Origin of the sequence: Rhodococcus sp. Q1, from assembly GCF_004153645.1 — a bacterium.
GTDB lineage: Bacteria > Actinomycetota > Actinomycetes > Mycobacteriales > Mycobacteriaceae > Rhodococcus > Rhodococcus gordoniae.
The window spans coordinates 269,158-285,039 of record NZ_SDMJ01000001.1 but is presented as its reverse complement, the minus strand read 5'-3'; the positions used below and the strand labels follow the sequence as shown (position 1 = coordinate 285,039).

The following is a 15,882-nucleotide window of genomic DNA, read 5'->3' as shown; positions in this document are numbered from 1 at the left end:
CAGCGTGGTATCGCTCACGAGCGCAGCGCGGCCGGATGGATCCCCACCTCCGTGGCCTTCACGACGAACCACACGACGTCGCCCGGGTGGACGTCCAGGTCGGCGAGTGCCGCCGTCGTGATCTCCGCGGCGATACCCGTACCCGACCGCACGAGCACCGTCGATCCCTGCGCCTCGAGTTCCGCGATCCTCACGCGCAGGGCGTTGCGAGGGCTCCCGTGCGGGGCATCGGTGTAGACGGCCACCGCCGACGGCGCGAAGACGGCGACGGCTGCCGTGCCCGGAACGCAGTCGTCGTGGACGCGACCGTGGACGACACCGTCCGCGGATTCCAGCGCGTCCTGTCGTACGGTTCCGGTCACGAGATTGGTCCCCGCGATGCGGGCGGCGAAGGCGCTGCGCGGTCGCGTCAGCACCCGGCGTACCGGTCCGTCCTCGACGATGCGGCCGGCCTCGATCACGATCACCCGATCGGCGAGTGCGAGCACGTCCAGCGGGTCGTGGGTGACGAGCAGGGCCGTGCGGCCGCTGTCGCGCAGGACGCGCCGCAGCAACGACCGCAGCACCGGCGTCGCGGTGACGTCGAGCGCGGCCATCGGCTCGTCGAGCAACAACAGGTGCGGCTCGGCCGCCAGGGCACGCGCGAGCGCGACCCGCTGTGCCTGTCCACCCGACAGTTCGTGCGGGCGGCGATCGGCGAGATCCGCCGCATCGACCTCCCGGAGCCATCTCTCGGCGCGGGCACGGGCTTCACGCCGGCCCACACCCGCACTGCGCGGCGCGAACTCCACGTTGCCCGCGACGGTCAGGTGCGGGAAGAGCAGGGCCTGCTGGGCGAGCAGCACCACCGACCGGTCGTGCGGAGCCACAGCGACACCGGTCGCGGTGTCGGTGAGGACGCGGCCGTCCAGTTCGACGCGACCGCCATCGGGACGCAGCAGCCCGGACACCACACCCAGGAGGGTCGACTTTCCGGCACCGTTCGGGCCGAGCACCGCGACGATCTCACCCTGCGCGACCTCCAGTTCGACGTCGACATCGCGTGCGGCGACCCGGGCCCGCACCGTGAGGCTCACAGCGGCCGCTCCTTCCGCCGCGAGTACACGGCCACGACGATCACGACGGCCACCAGAATCAGTACCAGCGACAGGGCGACGGCGGCGTCCGGGTCGGTTTCCCGCTGCAGATAGATCTCGAGCGGCAGCGTGCGGGTCACGCCCTGCAGGCTGCCGGCGAAGGTGAGGGTCGCGCCGAATTCACCCAGGGCACGGGCGAATGCGAGCACCGAGCCCGAGACGAGACCGGGTAGCACGAGAGGCAGGGTGATGCGCCGGAAGACCGTCGTGGGGCGCGCCCCGAGCGTGGCCGCGACGTCCTCGTAGCGCGAACCGGCGCTGCGCAGCGCCCCTTCGAGACTCGTGACGAGGAAGGGCAGCGCGACGAAGGTCTGCGCGAGCACGACCGCCGTGGTGGTGAAGGCGATCTGCACGCCGAGCGCGTGGAGATGCTCACCGATCAGCCCCCGGCGTCCGAAGGTGTAGAGCAGGGCGATGCCACCCACGACCGGTGGCAGCACGAGCGGCAGCAGGACGAACCCGCGGATCACGGATATCCAGCGGAAGGGGCTGCGCGCGAGCACCACCGCGAGAGGCACGCCGAGCACGAGGCACAATGCCGTAGCGGCCGCGGAGGTGCGCAGGCTCAATGCGAGCGCGTCGAGGGACGCCGGAGACGTCACGAGCGACGGGAACGTCGTCCAGTCGACGGTGAGCAGCATCGACACCAGGGGCACGACGACGAACAGCAACCCGAGCGCGGCGGGGACGAACAACCACCGGGGCAGTCCCGTCGCGGTCACGGTATACCGAAGCCCGCATCGGCGAGGACTGCCCGGCCGTCCGCACCGGTGACGAAGCGCACGAAATCATCGGCGCGAGTGGCGTTGCCGGAATCCGACAGCCTTGCGATGGGATAGACGTTGACGATCTCCGCAGCCTCCGGAACGGAGACGACGGAGACGGTCTCGCCGGCTCTCGTCGCGTCGGTGACGTAGACCAGACCGGCATCGGCTTGACCCGAGGTGACCTTGCCGAGCACGTCGGTCACCGACGACTCCTCGGACACCGGCTCGAGGTCGGTACCGGCAGCCTCCTCGAGTCGCGTGGTGGCCGCACCGCACGGCACCTGAGGCGCACACACGACCACCGAGACACCCTTTCCGGTGAGATCGGCGAACGACGTGATGTTCTCGGGGTTCCCGGGTTCGGTGACGATCGTGAGCGTGTTGGTCGCGAACGGGATCGGTTCACCGGTAACGAGTCCGGCCTCGACGGCGGAATCCATCGTGCGGGTGTCGGCGGAGGCGAAGACGTCGGCCGGTGCGCCCTGCTCGAGTTGGGTCTCGAGATCGGACGAGCCGGCGAAGGAGAACTCCACCGTCACTCCGGGGTTCGTCTGCTCGAATCGTTCTGCGATCTCGGTGAACGGAGCCCGAAGCGAGGCCGCCGCGTAGACCGTGAGGACCTCCGGGTCCCCTCCACCGCTGCCGCACGACGTCAGCGCCGCAGCGGCAGCGAGCACGGCGAGCGCCCGGCGCCTCATTCGGACCCTCCGGGTGTCTCGACGATGACGGTGGTCGCCTTCACGACGGCCACACCGATGCTGCCCGGCTCGAGACCGAGTTCGGTCACGGCCTCGGTGCTCATGAGCGAGACGACCCGGTGCGGACCGCACTGCATCTCCACCTGCGACATGACGGTGTCGGACACGACGCGCGTGACGAGTCCGACGAAGCGGTTGCGGGCGGAGCTGCCCACCCCGAGCAGGTCGGGGCCGGAGGCCGCCTGGGTGCGCGCGAACTCGGCCAGTTCGCCGCCGTCGACGGTCTTGCGTCCGGCGGAGTCCTTGCCGGCCTGCAGCAGCCCTTGGTCGATCCAGCGGCGGACCGTGTCGTCGCTGACTCCCAGCAGCGACGCGGCCTCGCGGATCCGGATCGCAGTCACTCTCGACTCCGCATATACGTCATGAACGACACGTTATATCCGCGTCTGCGGACAAACAAGGGAATCAGTAGACGTCGCGGACGTACCGCTTGTCGGCGGCCATCTGCTCGACGTACGCCGCGGCGGCGTCCCGGTCGAGCCGTCCGTGGGTCTGCACCACCTCGCGCAGGGCCGCGTCGACGTCCTTCGCCATACGTCCGGCATCGCCGCACACGTAGAAGTGAGCGCCGTCCTGCAGCCACTTCCACACCTGCGCGCCGTGCTCGCGCATCCGGTCCTGCACGTAGATCTTCTGCCGCTGGTCGCGGGAGAACGCCAGGGCCAGTTCGGTGAGGAAGCCGCCCTCGTGCATCGACTCGATCTCGTCGCGGTAGAGATAGTCGGTCTCGGCTTGCTGGTCACCGAAGAACAGCCAGTTGCGGCCCGTGTGCCCGGCCTCGCGACGATCGTGGAGGAAACCACGGAACGGCGCGATGCCCGTGCCCGGACCGACCATGATCATGTCGGTCTCCGCCGCCGGCGGCCGGAAGTGTTCGTTACGCTGCACGAAGATCGGAATGTCCATGCCCTTGCTGTGATCGGCGAGAAAGGACGAGCACACGCCCGCCCGGGAGCGACCCTCGAACTCGTAGCGCACCACCGACACCGTCAGCTGCACCTCGCGGGGATTCGTCCTGGGGCTCGACGAGATCGAGTACAGGCGCGGGCGAAGACGACCGAGCAGCTCCTTCCATTCGACCCAGGGTGCCTTGAACGGGTACTCGGCGATGACGTCCATCGCCTGCCGCCCGTACAGCCACTGCTGCAGCTCGATCTTGTTGCCCGGTCGCAGCAGCTTCGCGAGTTCGGCACTGCCGCTCTGCTTCTGCACGAACCGGAGCAGTTCCGGTGTCACCCGGGTGATGTCGAGGTGACGCGTCGCGGCCTCCCGCAGCGGCACGGTGGGACGGTCGCCGAGTTCGACGGCGGTCTCCGCGTCGAGGGCCGTGACCTGGAGCCATTCGTCGACGGCTTCCGGGCCGTTCGTCGGCATCACCCCGAGGGCGTCGCCGGCCTCGTATTCGAATGCGGGATCGAAGATCTCGAATCCGAACTGGCGCACGTCCTTCGCCGAACCCGCGCCGCTGAGTGCGATATTGCGGGTGATCCGCGTGACGAGCGGCGAGTTGCGGGTGTAGACGGGAGAGACCGGAGCCGGCGCGGCCGAGGCAACCGGGGCCGTCGAGCATCCCAGCATCGGTACGAGCGACTCGAGCCAGTTCTGTGCGCGCTCGTCCTCTCCGGGTTCGCAGTCGACACGCCCGGTCAGGCGGGTCGCGCCGAGAACACTCAGACGGTCGTCGACGCGACGTCCGAATCCGCAGAAATCGTCGTAACTCGAGTCACCGAAAGCCAGTACCGCGTAGCGCATTCCGGACAGAACGGGTGCGGTGTCGGCGTCGAGTGCCCGCCAGAACGAACCGCCGTTGTCGGGCGGGTCGCCGTCGCCGAAGGTGCTCGTGACGACCACGAATTCCTCGATGTCCGCCAGCGTCGCGATGTCGAGTTCGTTCAGTCCCGCCGAGCGCACCGCTCGACCGGCATCGCGGAGCCGCTGTGCGCAACTCGCCGCGAAGGATTCGGCGTTGCCGGTCTGCGACGCCCAGGCCACCACGACGGCCGGCCCGTCCGGCACCGTCTCGCCTGGGGCCGCGCCGGGAACCGGAACCGAGTGCACGTACATTCCGGCGAGCAACCCGTCGACCCAGGCGCGCTTGTCGGCCGGGAACGGCGCGGTCGTGGGAAGTACCGGTGTCGCAGTGACATCCGTAGTTCTGAGTCCGGCGAGCAACCCGGCGAGATAACCGCGTTCGGCGTCGTCGAAGGTCGGCGCGGGAATGCTCTCGAGCCCCAGCACCGTCTCGAGGCGATCGATCACCGAGCCGCCCTCGAGTACCGGTTCGATTCCGCCCGCGCCCTTCCGCACCGATACGGCGCAGACCTTGAACTCGGGTTGCAGCGAGACCGGGTCGACGGCGTCGTTCGTCACGGCGTTGACGGCGAGGTCGTCGCCGAACAGGTCGTTCCAGTGGAAGGGCGCGAAACAATTACCGGGCAGCACCCGATCGGTGACGGCGGCGGGCAGTACGGCCCGTCCCCGACGCGACGCGATCTCGACGCGATCACCCTCGACGATCGACAGGCGTCGGGCGTCCTCGGGATTGATCTCGACGAACGGCCCGGGATTCAGCTTGGTGAGTTTCTCGACCTTCCCCGTCTTGGTGAGGGTGTGCCACTGGTGCTGGACCCGTCCGGTATTCAGGACGAACGGGTGCTCGTCGTCGGGCATCTCCGCGGCGGGCATGTGCGGTCGCGGGAAGAAACGGGCACGGCCGTCGGGGGTCGCGAACGCCAGGCGCGGTCCGGAACCGTCCTCGCGCACCACCGGCGTCCGGCTCGTCCCGTCGTTGAGATAGCGGACGGGGTGCCGGGTCTCGGTCGACTGCGGCGGGCACGGCCACTGCACCGGCCCTTCCCGCAGGCGGTCGTAGGTCATGCCGCGCAGGTCGTATCCGGTCTGCGGGTTCGCGAATCCGGTGATCTCCTCGAAGATCTCCTCGGCACTCGAATAGTCGAAGGCATCGCCGAAACCCATCTCCTGCGCGACCCGCGCGATGATCTTCCAGTCGGGCAGCGACTCGCCGACGGGTTCGACGGCCTGCTGCAGGAGATTGACGGTGCGGTCGGATCCCACGGTGACGTACTCGGATTCGGCCCACAGAGCAGCGGGGAGGAGAACATCTGCGTACGAAGCCGTTTCGGTCTCACGATAGACGTCCTGCACGATCACCAGGTCGGCCTTCCCGAGCGCCTCGAGAACGGTGGACCGATTCGCTATCGACGCCACGGGATTGGTGCAGATGATCCAGCACGCCTTGATCTCTCCGGCCGCCATCCGTTCGAACATGTCGACGGTGCCGCCGCCGCCCGCGGTGCGCAGCGTGCCGCGCGGCAGCGACCAGCGGTCCTCGACGAACGCGCGGTCGTCGTCGGAGAGGACACTGCGCTGCCCCGGCAGGCCCGGCCCCATGTATCCCATCTCGCGGCCACCCATGGCGTTGGGCTGGCCGGTGAGGGAGAACGGCCCACTGCCGGTGCGGCAGATCGCCCCGGTCGCGAGGTGCAGATTGCAGATCGCGTTGGTGTTCCACGTGCCGTGGGTGCTCTGGTTCAGACCCATCGTCCAGCAACTCATCCACTCGCCGGCCTCGCCGATCCACTGCGCCGCCGTGCGGATGTCGGCCTCGGCCAGACCGGTGACCTCGGCGACGAGGTGCGGTGGGTAGTCGACGAGGAAGGACTCCATGGCGTCCCAGCCGTCGGTGAACTCCTCGACGAAGGCGCGGTCGACGTGCCCGTTCTCGACGATCAGGTGCAGCAGTCCGTTGAGCAACGCCAGGTCGGTGCCCGGCGTGATCTGCAGGAACAGGTCGGCCTTGTCGGCGGTCGCGCTGCGTCGCGGATCGACGACGATCAGTCGCGCTCCCGCCTTGACCCGATCCATCATGCGGAGGAAGAGGATGGGATGGCAGTCGGCCATGTTGGAACCCGACACGAAGAAGACGTCGGCATGGTCGAAGTCCTCGTACGAGCCGGGTGGGCCGTCGGATCCGAGCGACTGCTTGTAGCCGGTCGCGGCGCCGGCCATGCACAGTCTCGAGTTCGACTCCATGTACGAGGTGCGCAGGTATCCCTTCGCGAGCTTGGTCGCGAGGTACTGGGCCTCGAGCGACATCTGTCCCGAGACGTAGAGGGACACCGCATCGGGGCCGTGGGCCGCGACGATGCCGCTCAGGCGCCGCGCGGTTTCGGCGATCGCATCGTCGAGAGGAAACGGTGCGAGGTCGGCTGCGTGCTCGGAAGGTAGGGCGTCGGACCGCTCGCTGCGCAGCCACGCCGTCTCGAGCCGGCCCCCGGCGGCGAGCATCTCGGCGCTCGTCGCGCCCTTCGTGCACAACCGTCCCCTGTTGGCCGGATGATCCTTGTCTCCGTATGCCCTCACCACTCGTCGATCGCCCGTCACCGGATCGACGGCGACGTCGAGGAGCATCCCGCATCCCACACCGCAGTAGGAGCAGGTGGATTTCACCGTGGTGATCTCGTCCTGCATCCCGCAACTCCTCGACACCGTCTCGACTACGCCGGTGTCCATGCTGGAGAACAGGTGTTGCCGTGGCGTCACCCGCGGTGAGCACACGGTGACATCTGGCTCACCTCGCCGTCACGGCGGTGTGAGATGACGCCGTCACGGCGGTGTGAGATGACGCCGTCACGGCGGTGTGAGGTCAGGCCTTCTGCTGGTGCGCCCACCACTCGAGCAGCGCGGCCTCGGCCTCGTCGCGCTCGAGCGGACCGCGATCGAGCCGGAGCTCCTTGAGATAGGTCCACGCCTTGCCGACCGTCGGGCCTGCGGGGATCCCGAGAAGCTCCATGATCGCGTTGCCGTCGAGATCGGGCCGCACCTTGGCGAGATCCTCCTCGGCGGCGATCCGCTCGATCCGTTCCTCGAGTCCGTCGTAGGTGGACCGCAGGGCAGCGGCACGACGCTTGTTGCGGGTCGTGCAGTCGGCGCGCACGAGCTTGTGGAGCTTCGGCAGCAGCGGCCCGGCATCGTGCACGTATCGGCGGACCGCCGAATCCGTCCACTGGCCCTTGCCGTATCCGTGGAAGCGCAGGTGCAGGAACACCAGGCGGCTCACGTCCTCGATCATCTGCTTCGAGTACTTGAGCGCGCGCATGCGCTTGCGCACGAGTTTCGCGCCGACCACCTCGTGATGGTGGAAGCTGACGCCGCCGTGCGGCTCGTTGCGCTTGGTGCCGGGCTTGCCGATGTCGTGCAGCAGCGCGGCCCACCGTAGGACGAGATCGGGGTCGCCGTCCTCGAGATCGATGGCCTGCTTCAGCACGGTCAGCGAATGCCAGTAGACGTCCTTGTGCTGGTGGTGCTCGTCGATCTCGAGTTTCATCGCGGGGATCTCGGGGATCACCCGCTGCGCGAGCCCCGTCTCGACCATCGTGTCGATGCCCTCGATCGGGTAGTCGCCGAGGATCAGCTTGTCGAGCTCGGCCTGCACCCGTTCCGCGCTGATCCGCAGGATCTCGTCGGCCATGGCGACGATCGCGGTGTGCACGCGCTCGGTGAGGGCGAATCCGAGCTGGGAGACGAAGCGCGCCGCACGGAGCATGCGCAACGGGTCGTCGTGGAAGGAGTCCTCGGGCTTCGCGGGGGTGTCGAGCACGCCGGCGAGCAAGGCGTCCATGCCGCCGAGGGGGTCGACGAACTCGCCCGCGCCGTCCGCTCCGATGCGCACGGCCATCGCGTTGACGGTGAAGTCGCGGCGCACGAGATCGTCCTCGAGACTCGTGCCGTACTTCACGATGGGGTGGCGCGTGACACGGTCGTAGGCGTCGCTGCGGAAGGTGGTGATCTCGAGTTGCTCGAGTCCCTTCACCGCACTGATCGTGCCGAAGTCGATGCCGGTGTCCCACTGATGGTCGACGAATCCGCGCAGCAGTTCCTGCACGACCTCCGGACGCGCGTCGGTGGTGAAGTCGAGATCGGTGCCGAGGCGACCGAGCAGCGCGTCGCGCACGCTGCCACCGACGAGATACAGCTCGTGTCCGGCGTCGGCGAACCGAGCACCCAGCGGGGCGAGGATGTCGGACAGATCACGCAGAGTGGCCTCGGCTCCGGCGAGCAGCCGGGTACGACGGTCGGTGTCCGCGGTGGGGGAGTTCACGTCTTTGCACCTTACCGAGCAGCACGTTCGTGTGGTTGAGCCGGGACCGACGTCGGTCCATCTACTATCTATGAGGTGTCGCCCGCCGAACGTGCCAACCGTAACCGCCGCAGCTCGCGGCGGCGTGGCGCGGGCACCAAGAAGACCGCTCACGGCGCTTCACCCGGTTCGTCCGCTTCGCCCGGACCCCGCATGCGGACCGTCCGCGAGACCTCCGCGGGAGGTCTGGTGGTCGACGGACTCGGCGGTCCGCCCGAGAAACTCTGTGCCGCGCTGATCGGCCGCACCGACCGCCGGGGCCGCCTGCTGTGGTCGTTGCCGAAGGGTCACATCGAGCAGGGTGAGACCGCCGAGGAAACCGCGATGCGCGAGGTCCACGAGGAGACCGGGGTGCGCAGTACGGTCCTGGCCGAGCTGGGCAGCATCGACTACTGGTTCGTCACCGAGGGACGCCGGGTCCACAAGACCGTGCACCACTACCTGCTGCGCTATCTGGGCGGAGAACTCTCCGACGCGGACGTCGAGGTCACCGAGGTGGCGTGGGTGCCGCTGCGGGAACTGCGGAACCGTCTGGCATACGCCGACGAGCGCAAACTCGCGGACATCGCCGATCGGCTCATCGCCGAGATGGATCAGAAGCGACTCCCCGACGTCGACGAACCGGGGGCCCCACGCGGATGACGGTGGTGGTGTCCCGGGCGGGCGCCGCGGTGCTCGCCGTGCTCGTACTCGTCCTCACAACGGCAGGCGTGACGCCTTTCCTGCCGGCGGCTCTTCTCCCGACGGCGACGGCGGATCCGGCGGCGGCGCAGACCGACCCCGACCAGCCGCGTTTCCTCGAGCTGAGCATCGACGAGGTGACGCCGCAGACCGTCACGCTCACGAGTGGGTCCGTCGTCAGGGTTCGCGGCACGGTGACGAACATCGGCGACCGGGACGTCGAGGACGTCTGGGTGCGGCTGCAGCGCGCACCGGTGATCTCGGATTCTGCGGCCCTGCGCACCTCGCTGTCCCTCGACCAGGCCGGATTCGACACCGTCGGCGAGTTCGAGGAGGTCGCCGACCGGCTGGAACAAGGTGAGCGCACCGACTTCGAACTCGAACTGCCGCTGCGCTCCGACCTGGTTCCCTCGCTCGACATCGACACTCCCGGCGTCTACCCGCTGCTGGTGAACGTCAACGGGGTCCCCGAGTACGGCGGCGCGGCCCGGCTCGACGATGCACGCTTCCTGCTGCCCGTCCTCGCGGTTCCCGCGAGCGACGAGATCGCCGAGGAGACCGGAACAGGGAACGGCGGGTCGCGGGGCACGACCCGCTCGTCCGACGGCGGTCTGCTCGACAGCGACGAGAAGTCGTTCCCCGCCGTGCCTCCCGATGTGTCCCGCCCCGCCGCGGTCACGATGCTGTGGCCGTTGGCCGACCGGCCCCGGCTCGCCGCCGGCGTGGCCGGTTCCGGCGCCGAACCCGTACGGCTGATCGACGACGACCTCGCGGTCTCGCTCGCCGAGGGCGGGCGGCTGGACGGCCTGCTGCGCGCCGTCGAAGACACCGCTCGCACCGAGCCCCGCGTCCTCGAGGGACTGTGCCTGGCCGTCGATCCGGATCTCCTCGTGACCGTGGCCAACATGACACGCGACTATCTGGTGGTCGACGACCCGAGCGAACCGACCGGCGACGCACGGCCGGGAACGGGCACGGACGCCGCGGTCTCCTGGCTCGGGCGGTTGCGCGCCCTCGCTGCGACGACCTGCACGATGGCGGTGCCGTTCGCCCAGGCCGATCTCACCGCCCTCGCCGACCTCGCCGACTCGTCGCTCACCGAATCGGCGCTCGGGTCACCGGCAGCGATCGTCGATTCGATCCTCGGCATCACCTCCACCCCGGGCGTGGTGTGGCCCGACGCCGGTGTCCTCACCGAGAAGACCGGATCGATGCTCACCGCCGACGGCCCGGTGACCGCCCTGCTGTCCGACAACGCCGTCGAAGGCGGTCGCGCCCTGCTCGCCGGCACCACATCGGCGTCCACCGCGCCGGGTGGCAACGGCTTCCGGATCTCCGGTGTCTCCGGCCTCACCGCCGCCCTGTTCGACTCGTCCGGTTCCGCGGCGCTGGCGGGAATGGGCACCGACCCGCAGACACCCTCCTTCGTCCCCGCCGCGGCGCGCTACGACCTGACCCGCGACTCCTCCACGGCCCGCCTGCAGGATTCCCTCGGGGCGCTGGCCTGGCCCGCACTGGTGCCGACGGTCAGCGAGGCCACCGGGGAGGCACCGCCGGCCGCGGGCCGATCGGTGCTGTTCGCGCCGCCGCAGAACTGGTCGGCGTCACCGGACGACGCCGCCGCCGTGCTGTCCATGCTCTCCACGCTCGTCCGGTCGGGTCTGACCACGCCCCGCCCCTTCGCCGCGCTCGTCGACGCGGCCGCGAGCACCGCGAACGATCCGACCGCCTCGCTGCTCGTCTATCCCGAGCAGGCGATCACCGACGGTGCCTCGGCTGCCGTCGTGTCCGAGGCCGAGGAACAGATCCACCGCCTCGACGCGATCCAGACCGCGCTGGTCGAGGACCCGCAGGCCCAGCTCACCCCGCAGCAGTTCACCGCCCCGCTGCGCGAGGACCTGCTGCGCGCGATGACCCTGGCCGGTCGTCGCGGCGACGACGCCGACGGCGCCTATGCGACCGGCGAGCACCGCGCCGCCGAGGTGCGCGAGGCCGTCGACGACATCTACGACGCCGTGACGGTGATCTCCACCGGCGGTGTCTACACCCTCACGTCCGAACAGAGTCCGCTGCTGCTGACGGCCCGCAACGACCTGCCCGTGGGCATCACCGTGCGCCTGCAGGTAGACGTGCCCGCCGCAGTGGACGTCACCGATATCGGGCCCACCCAGCTCCCGCCGCGCGGCAGCCGCACCCTCACCGTGCCGGCGCAGATCAGCGACTCGCGGAAACTCGAACTGGAGTTCGCGCTCACCACCGAGTCCGGCCTGCCGCTCGGCAGCCCGACGACGGTGACGGTACGTTCCAATGCGTACGGCCGGATCCTCGCCGTCGTCACGGGGTGTGCAGGAGCGCTTCTGCTGTTCCTGGCGGGCAGGCGACTTCTGCACCGGTTCCGGGGAGAGCCGGACCCAGCCGACGAAGGGTATGAGAAATGACCGGGAACTCCACACGGGACGACGTGGAGACACACCCGAACCCGGGGCCACCCGACTCGCCCACCACGTCACCGGACGTCACGGGTGCCGGTGCGGGTCGCCGCAAGCCGCAGAGTCTGCTGGCGGCGACCGGCTCCATCGCCGTCGCGACCCTGGTCAGCCGTATCACCGGCTTCCTCAAGCAGCTGCTCGTCCTCACCCTGCTCGGTGCGAGCGTCGCGTCGTCCTTCACCGTGGCGCACCAGATCCCCAACATGATCTCCGAGCTGGTACTCGGTGCCGTCCTGACCTCGATCGTCGTTCCGGTGCTGGTGCGGGCCGAGAGGGAGGACCCCGACGGCGGTGAGGCCTTCGTCCGCCGGTTGTTCACCGCGGCGCTCGTGCTGCTCGGTACCGCCACGGTTCTCGCCGTGGCCGCGGCACCGGTCCTCACCACCCACGTCTTCCTCGACGAGTCCGGCAAGGTGTCGACGTCGCTGACCACGGCGCTGTCGTACCTGCTCCTGCCCGCGATCATGTTCTACGGGTTGTCGGGCCTGTTCACGGGCATCCTCAACACCCGGCAGGTGTTCAAGCCGGGCGCGTGGGCCCCGGTGTGCAACAACCTCGTGGTGCTCACCGTGCTGGTGATCTACTACCTGATGCCGGGTGAGATCACCCTCGATCCGGTCCGGATGAGCGATCCGAAACTGCTCGTCCTCGGTGTCGGTGTGCTGCTCGGCGTGATGACGCAGGCGATGTGCCTGGTACCCGCGCTCCGCCGCGAGGGCATCGATCTCAGGCCGCTGTGGGGTCTCGACGACCGGCTCCGGCAGTTCGGTGGCATGGCCGCCGCGATCGTGCTGTACGTGCTGATCAGCCAGGCCGGCATGGTCTTCGCGACCCGCGTGTCGTCGGGCGCCGACGAAGCCGGTCCCGCGATCTACAACAACGCGTGGCTGCTGCTGCAGCTGCCCTACGGCGTCCTCGGTGTCACCGTGCTCACCGCGATCATGCCGCGGCTGAGCCGCAACGCCGCCGCGGACGACACCCCGGCCGTCGTCGACGACCTGTCCGTCGCGACCCGCCTCACCATGATCTCGCTCATCCCGATCGTCACCTTCCTGACGATCGCGGGCTCGCAGGTCGGCGCCGCGCTGTACGGCTACGGCAACTTCGGCGGCAGCAACGCCGAACGTCTCGGCCAGGCAGTGAGCTGGTCGGCGTTCACACTCATCCCGTACGCCCTGGTCCTCATCCACCTGCGCGTGTTCTACGCACGTGAACAGGCCTGGACCCCCACCTGGATCATCCTCGGCATCACCGCCGTCAAGATCGGTCTGTCCGCACTGGCACCCGTCGTGGCGGCGAACGACGAACAGGTGGTGCTGCTCCTCGGCGCGGCCACCGGCATCGCGTTCACCGTCGGAGCGTTCATCGGCGGCTATCTGCTGCACCGCACGCTCGGCGACCTGCAGATGGCGAACGTCGGCCGGACGGTCTGGCATGTCGTGCTCGCGTCGCTGGCCGCGGCGATCGTGGTCCTGATGACCGACCGTCTCCTACAGCTCGACGCACTCGCCGACCGCTTCGGGGGCATCGGCTCACTGGTGCGGGTCGGGCTCGACGGTGTGCTGATGGTGCTCGTCGCCCTGGTCGGGATGTACCTGCTCAAGGTGCCGGAGATCCTCGCGATCGAGGCCGCCGTCCGCCGGAAGGTCGCGGCGCTGCGCGGTACCGCCCCGGCCGAGGAGGCACCGGCCGAACCCGACACCGGAACGACCGCCGGCGAAGCACCCGCCCGCGTCCCGCGCCCGCGCTACCCCGAATCGGATGCCGAGAAGACCGTCGTGCTGCCGCGTATCGACTACGGCGAGTACGGCGTCGGACCTTATGACGCCATCACAGAGGTCATGCCCGTCATCAGGGACGTGCCCGGTCGCAGCAATGCACACGGACAACTCCCGTACCCTGATCAGCAGCAGGTACGGTCCGGGAGCCGGCGACCACGGTTCTTCGCGGCCCCCAGCGGCGACCCGCGTCTGCACACCGGAAGTGGACGAGTCGACAACGAAGGAGTGAGGGTGAGCGACGACCACGCTGCCGGCAAGTCCACCATCGATGCCGCCACGCGGCAGACACCTGCCGATGCCGCCGCACGGCAGAAACCTGCCGGCAAGGACGGTGGCCGTCCGCCGCGCGATCCGAACCTCGACACGGGTGTCATCCCGGTCGGATCCCCGCAGCTCCCGCCGATGCGCGTCACGGGTCCGGCCTCCCAGCCGCGCCGCCCGATGCGCGGCCCCGACCTCATCGCCGGCGCCTCGGTCGCCGGTGGCCGCTACCGGCTTCTCGCGCCGCACGGCGGAGCGCGCGGCCTGCGCTTCTGGCAGGCACTCGACGTCAAGCTCGACCGTGAGGTAGCGCTGACCTTCGTCGACGCCGAGCAGCGTGCAGCCGACGGCACCGGCCCCGATTCCCCGCAGGCCGTGCTCTCGCGCACCCTGCGTCTCGGCCGGATCAACTCGCCCGGCCTCGCCCGCGTCCTCGACGTGGTGCGCGGCAGCTCCGGCGGCATCGTCGTCTCGGAGTGGACCCCCGGCCGGTCGTTGAAGGAGATGTCCACCACCGAGCCGTCGCCGATCGGTGCGGCCCGCGCGATCCGCGCACTCGCGGCCGCGGCCGAGGCGACGCACCGTGCGGGCAGCGCCCTGTCGATCGACCACCCGGACCGTATCCGGATCAGCGTCGCCGGCGACGCCGTGCTGGCCTTCCCCGCGACGTTCTCCGATGCCGACGCGATGGCCGACGTCCGCGGACTGGGTGCGAGCCTCTACGGACTCATGACCGGGCGGTGGCCGCTGGGTGAGCCGACGGCTCCGGGCGGTGCCCCCGCCCCGCACCACAGCGGTGCCACCATCGGCGGGATGCCGGAGGCCGACCGCAACGCGGACGGTGTCCCTGTGGAACCGCGCATCCTGCGTCCCGATGTCCCGTTCGAGATCTCGGCGGTCGCGGTGCGCGCCCTGTCCGAGGACGGCGGCATCCGTACCGCCGCCACCGTGCAGCACATCCTCGATCAGGCCTCGGTCGTCGACCAGAAGACCGAGATGATCCCGGCGCTGCGGATCGGGCAGCGCGCTGCCGCCGCCGAGTCCCATGCGCTCGCGGATCCCGAGGCGCTGGAACAGAAGAAGAAGCACTCCCAGCGGATGCTCATCGCGCTCGCCGCGCTCGGTGTCACGACGGTGCTGCTGCTCGCGCTCATCGGATGGTGGATCGCGAACCTGCTCGCCGGCGACGCCGACGATGCCCCGCTGACGAGTCAGGAGTTCGGCCTGACCTCCACGGCCGAGGCACCCGCAGAGGACGGGCCGGGTGACGGGCAGGCCGAGGCTGCGCCGCCGCGGCCCGCCGCGACCGCTCCGGTCTCGGCGCGCTCCGTGTCGGTGTTCTCCCCGCAGGGCACACCCGACTCGCCGGCCACCGCGTCGCAGGCGATCGACGGCGATCCGTCCACCTCGTGGAGCACCGACGCCTATTTCGATCCGTTTCCGTCGCTGAAGAACGGTGTCGGACTTCTGTTCACGCTCGCCGACGCATCGGAACTCTCCTCGGTGACCGTGACCACCGACATGCCGGGCACCGTTCTCGAGGTCCGCAGCGCTCCCTCCGAGTCGACGTCGCTCGATCAGACGCAGGTGATCGGTTCGGGCACACTGGCTTCCGGTGAGACCACCATCCCGGTCGAGTCGGACGGGCAGACCTCGCACGTGCTGCTGTGGATCACCGATCTGAGCTCGAGCGGCGGAAGCAACAAGAGTTCCATCTCCGAAGTGGAATTCACCACCGCAGGCTGACCGCGGACAGCCGGGCGGAACCGTCCGGATCGGCTACCATCCGCGCGTGCGAATTTTCGGGGGGATCGCAAAACTCGCCGTGCCCGACGGGGGTATGAACGAC

The 15,882-nt window shown here is 69.4% G+C and carries 9 protein-coding genes; 3 read left to right on the top strand and 6 right to left on the bottom strand.

Features of this window, described 5'->3' with window-relative positions:
• Positions 1 to 14 precede the first annotated feature (14 nt).
• The 6 genes from EQ874_RS01270 to EQ874_RS01245 all read right to left on the bottom strand — a co-directional run bounded on the left by EQ874_RS01270 (position 15) and on the right by EQ874_RS01245 (position 8,782).
• Entirely contained in the window at positions 15 to 1,076 is a 1,062-nt protein-coding gene (locus EQ874_RS01270; RefSeq protein WP_129975089.1) for an ATP-binding cassette domain-containing protein, read from the bottom strand.
• The gene (locus EQ874_RS01265) at positions 1,073 to 1,858 is read right to left on the bottom strand and encodes an ABC transporter permease (RefSeq protein ID WP_129975087.1); all 786 of its coding nucleotides are present in this window, start codon (positions 1,856 to 1,858) and stop codon (positions 1,073 to 1,075) included. The genes EQ874_RS01270 and EQ874_RS01265 overlap by 4 nt, the downstream gene beginning before the upstream one ends.
• Positions 1,855 to 2,601, bottom strand: coding sequence for a molybdate ABC transporter substrate-binding protein (gene modA / locus EQ874_RS01260; protein ID WP_129975085.1), 747 nt, complete (start codon positions 2,599 to 2,601; stop codon positions 1,855 to 1,857). Before modA ends, EQ874_RS01265 begins: the two co-directional genes overlap by 4 nt.
• Positions 2,598 to 3,002: a TOBE domain-containing protein gene (locus tag EQ874_RS01255; RefSeq protein ID WP_064064235.1), complete on the bottom strand. Its 405-nt coding sequence runs from the start codon at positions 3,000 to 3,002 to the stop codon at positions 2,598 to 2,600. The genes modA and EQ874_RS01255 overlap by 4 nt, the downstream gene beginning before the upstream one ends.
• 64 nt (positions 3,003 to 3,066) lie before the next feature.
• Positions 3,067 to 7,152, bottom strand: a complete 4,086-nt coding sequence (locus EQ874_RS01250) for a bifunctional nitrate reductase/sulfite reductase flavoprotein subunit alpha (RefSeq protein ID WP_129975083.1) — start codon at positions 7,150 to 7,152, stop codon at positions 3,067 to 3,069.
• Between the two features lie 175 nt (positions 7,153 to 7,327).
• Positions 7,328 to 8,782, bottom strand: coding sequence for a CCA tRNA nucleotidyltransferase (locus tag EQ874_RS01245; RefSeq protein ID WP_064064237.1), 1,455 nt, complete (start codon positions 8,780 to 8,782; stop codon positions 7,328 to 7,330).
• Positions 8,783 to 8,857: 75 nt separating this feature from the next.
• Between EQ874_RS01245 and EQ874_RS01240 the strand changes: the two genes are divergently transcribed.
• From EQ874_RS01240 to murJ, 3 genes are read left to right on the top strand one after another with little or no spacing between them, the layout of a single operon-like run.
• Positions 8,858 to 9,463 carry an NUDIX hydrolase gene (locus EQ874_RS01240; RefSeq protein ID WP_064064238.1) on the top strand — a complete coding sequence of 202 codons (606 nt, stop codon included), beginning with the start codon at positions 8,858 to 8,860 and terminating at the stop codon, positions 9,461 to 9,463.
• The gene (locus EQ874_RS01235) at positions 9,460 to 11,940 is read left to right on the top strand and encodes a DUF6049 family protein (RefSeq protein ID WP_129975081.1); all 2,481 of its coding nucleotides are present in this window, start codon (positions 9,460 to 9,462) and stop codon (positions 11,938 to 11,940) included. The genes EQ874_RS01240 and EQ874_RS01235 overlap by 4 nt, the downstream gene beginning before the upstream one ends.
• Positions 11,937 to 15,779, top strand: coding sequence for a murein biosynthesis integral membrane protein MurJ (gene murJ, locus EQ874_RS01230; protein WP_129975079.1), 3,843 nt, complete (start codon positions 11,937 to 11,939; stop codon positions 15,777 to 15,779). The genes EQ874_RS01235 and murJ overlap by 4 nt, the downstream gene beginning before the upstream one ends.
• Positions 15,780 to 15,882: the final 103 nt, after the last annotated feature.

Excerpts from the sequence above, each read along its gene's own strand:
- modA (WP_129975085.1), bottom strand. The coding sequence starts at position 2,601 with ATGAGGCGCCGGGCGCTCGCCGTGCTCGCTGCCGCTGCGGCGCTGACG.
- EQ874_RS01250 (WP_129975083.1), bottom strand. The coding sequence starts at position 7,152 with ATGCAGGACGAGATCACCACGGTGAAATCCACCTGCTCCTACTGCGGT.
- EQ874_RS01235 (WP_129975081.1), top strand. The coding sequence starts at position 9,460 with ATGACGGTGGTGGTGTCCCGGGCGGGCGCCGCGGTGCTCGCCGTGCTC.
- murJ (WP_129975079.1), top strand. The coding sequence starts at position 11,937 with ATGACCGGGAACTCCACACGGGACGACGTGGAGACACACCCGAACCCG.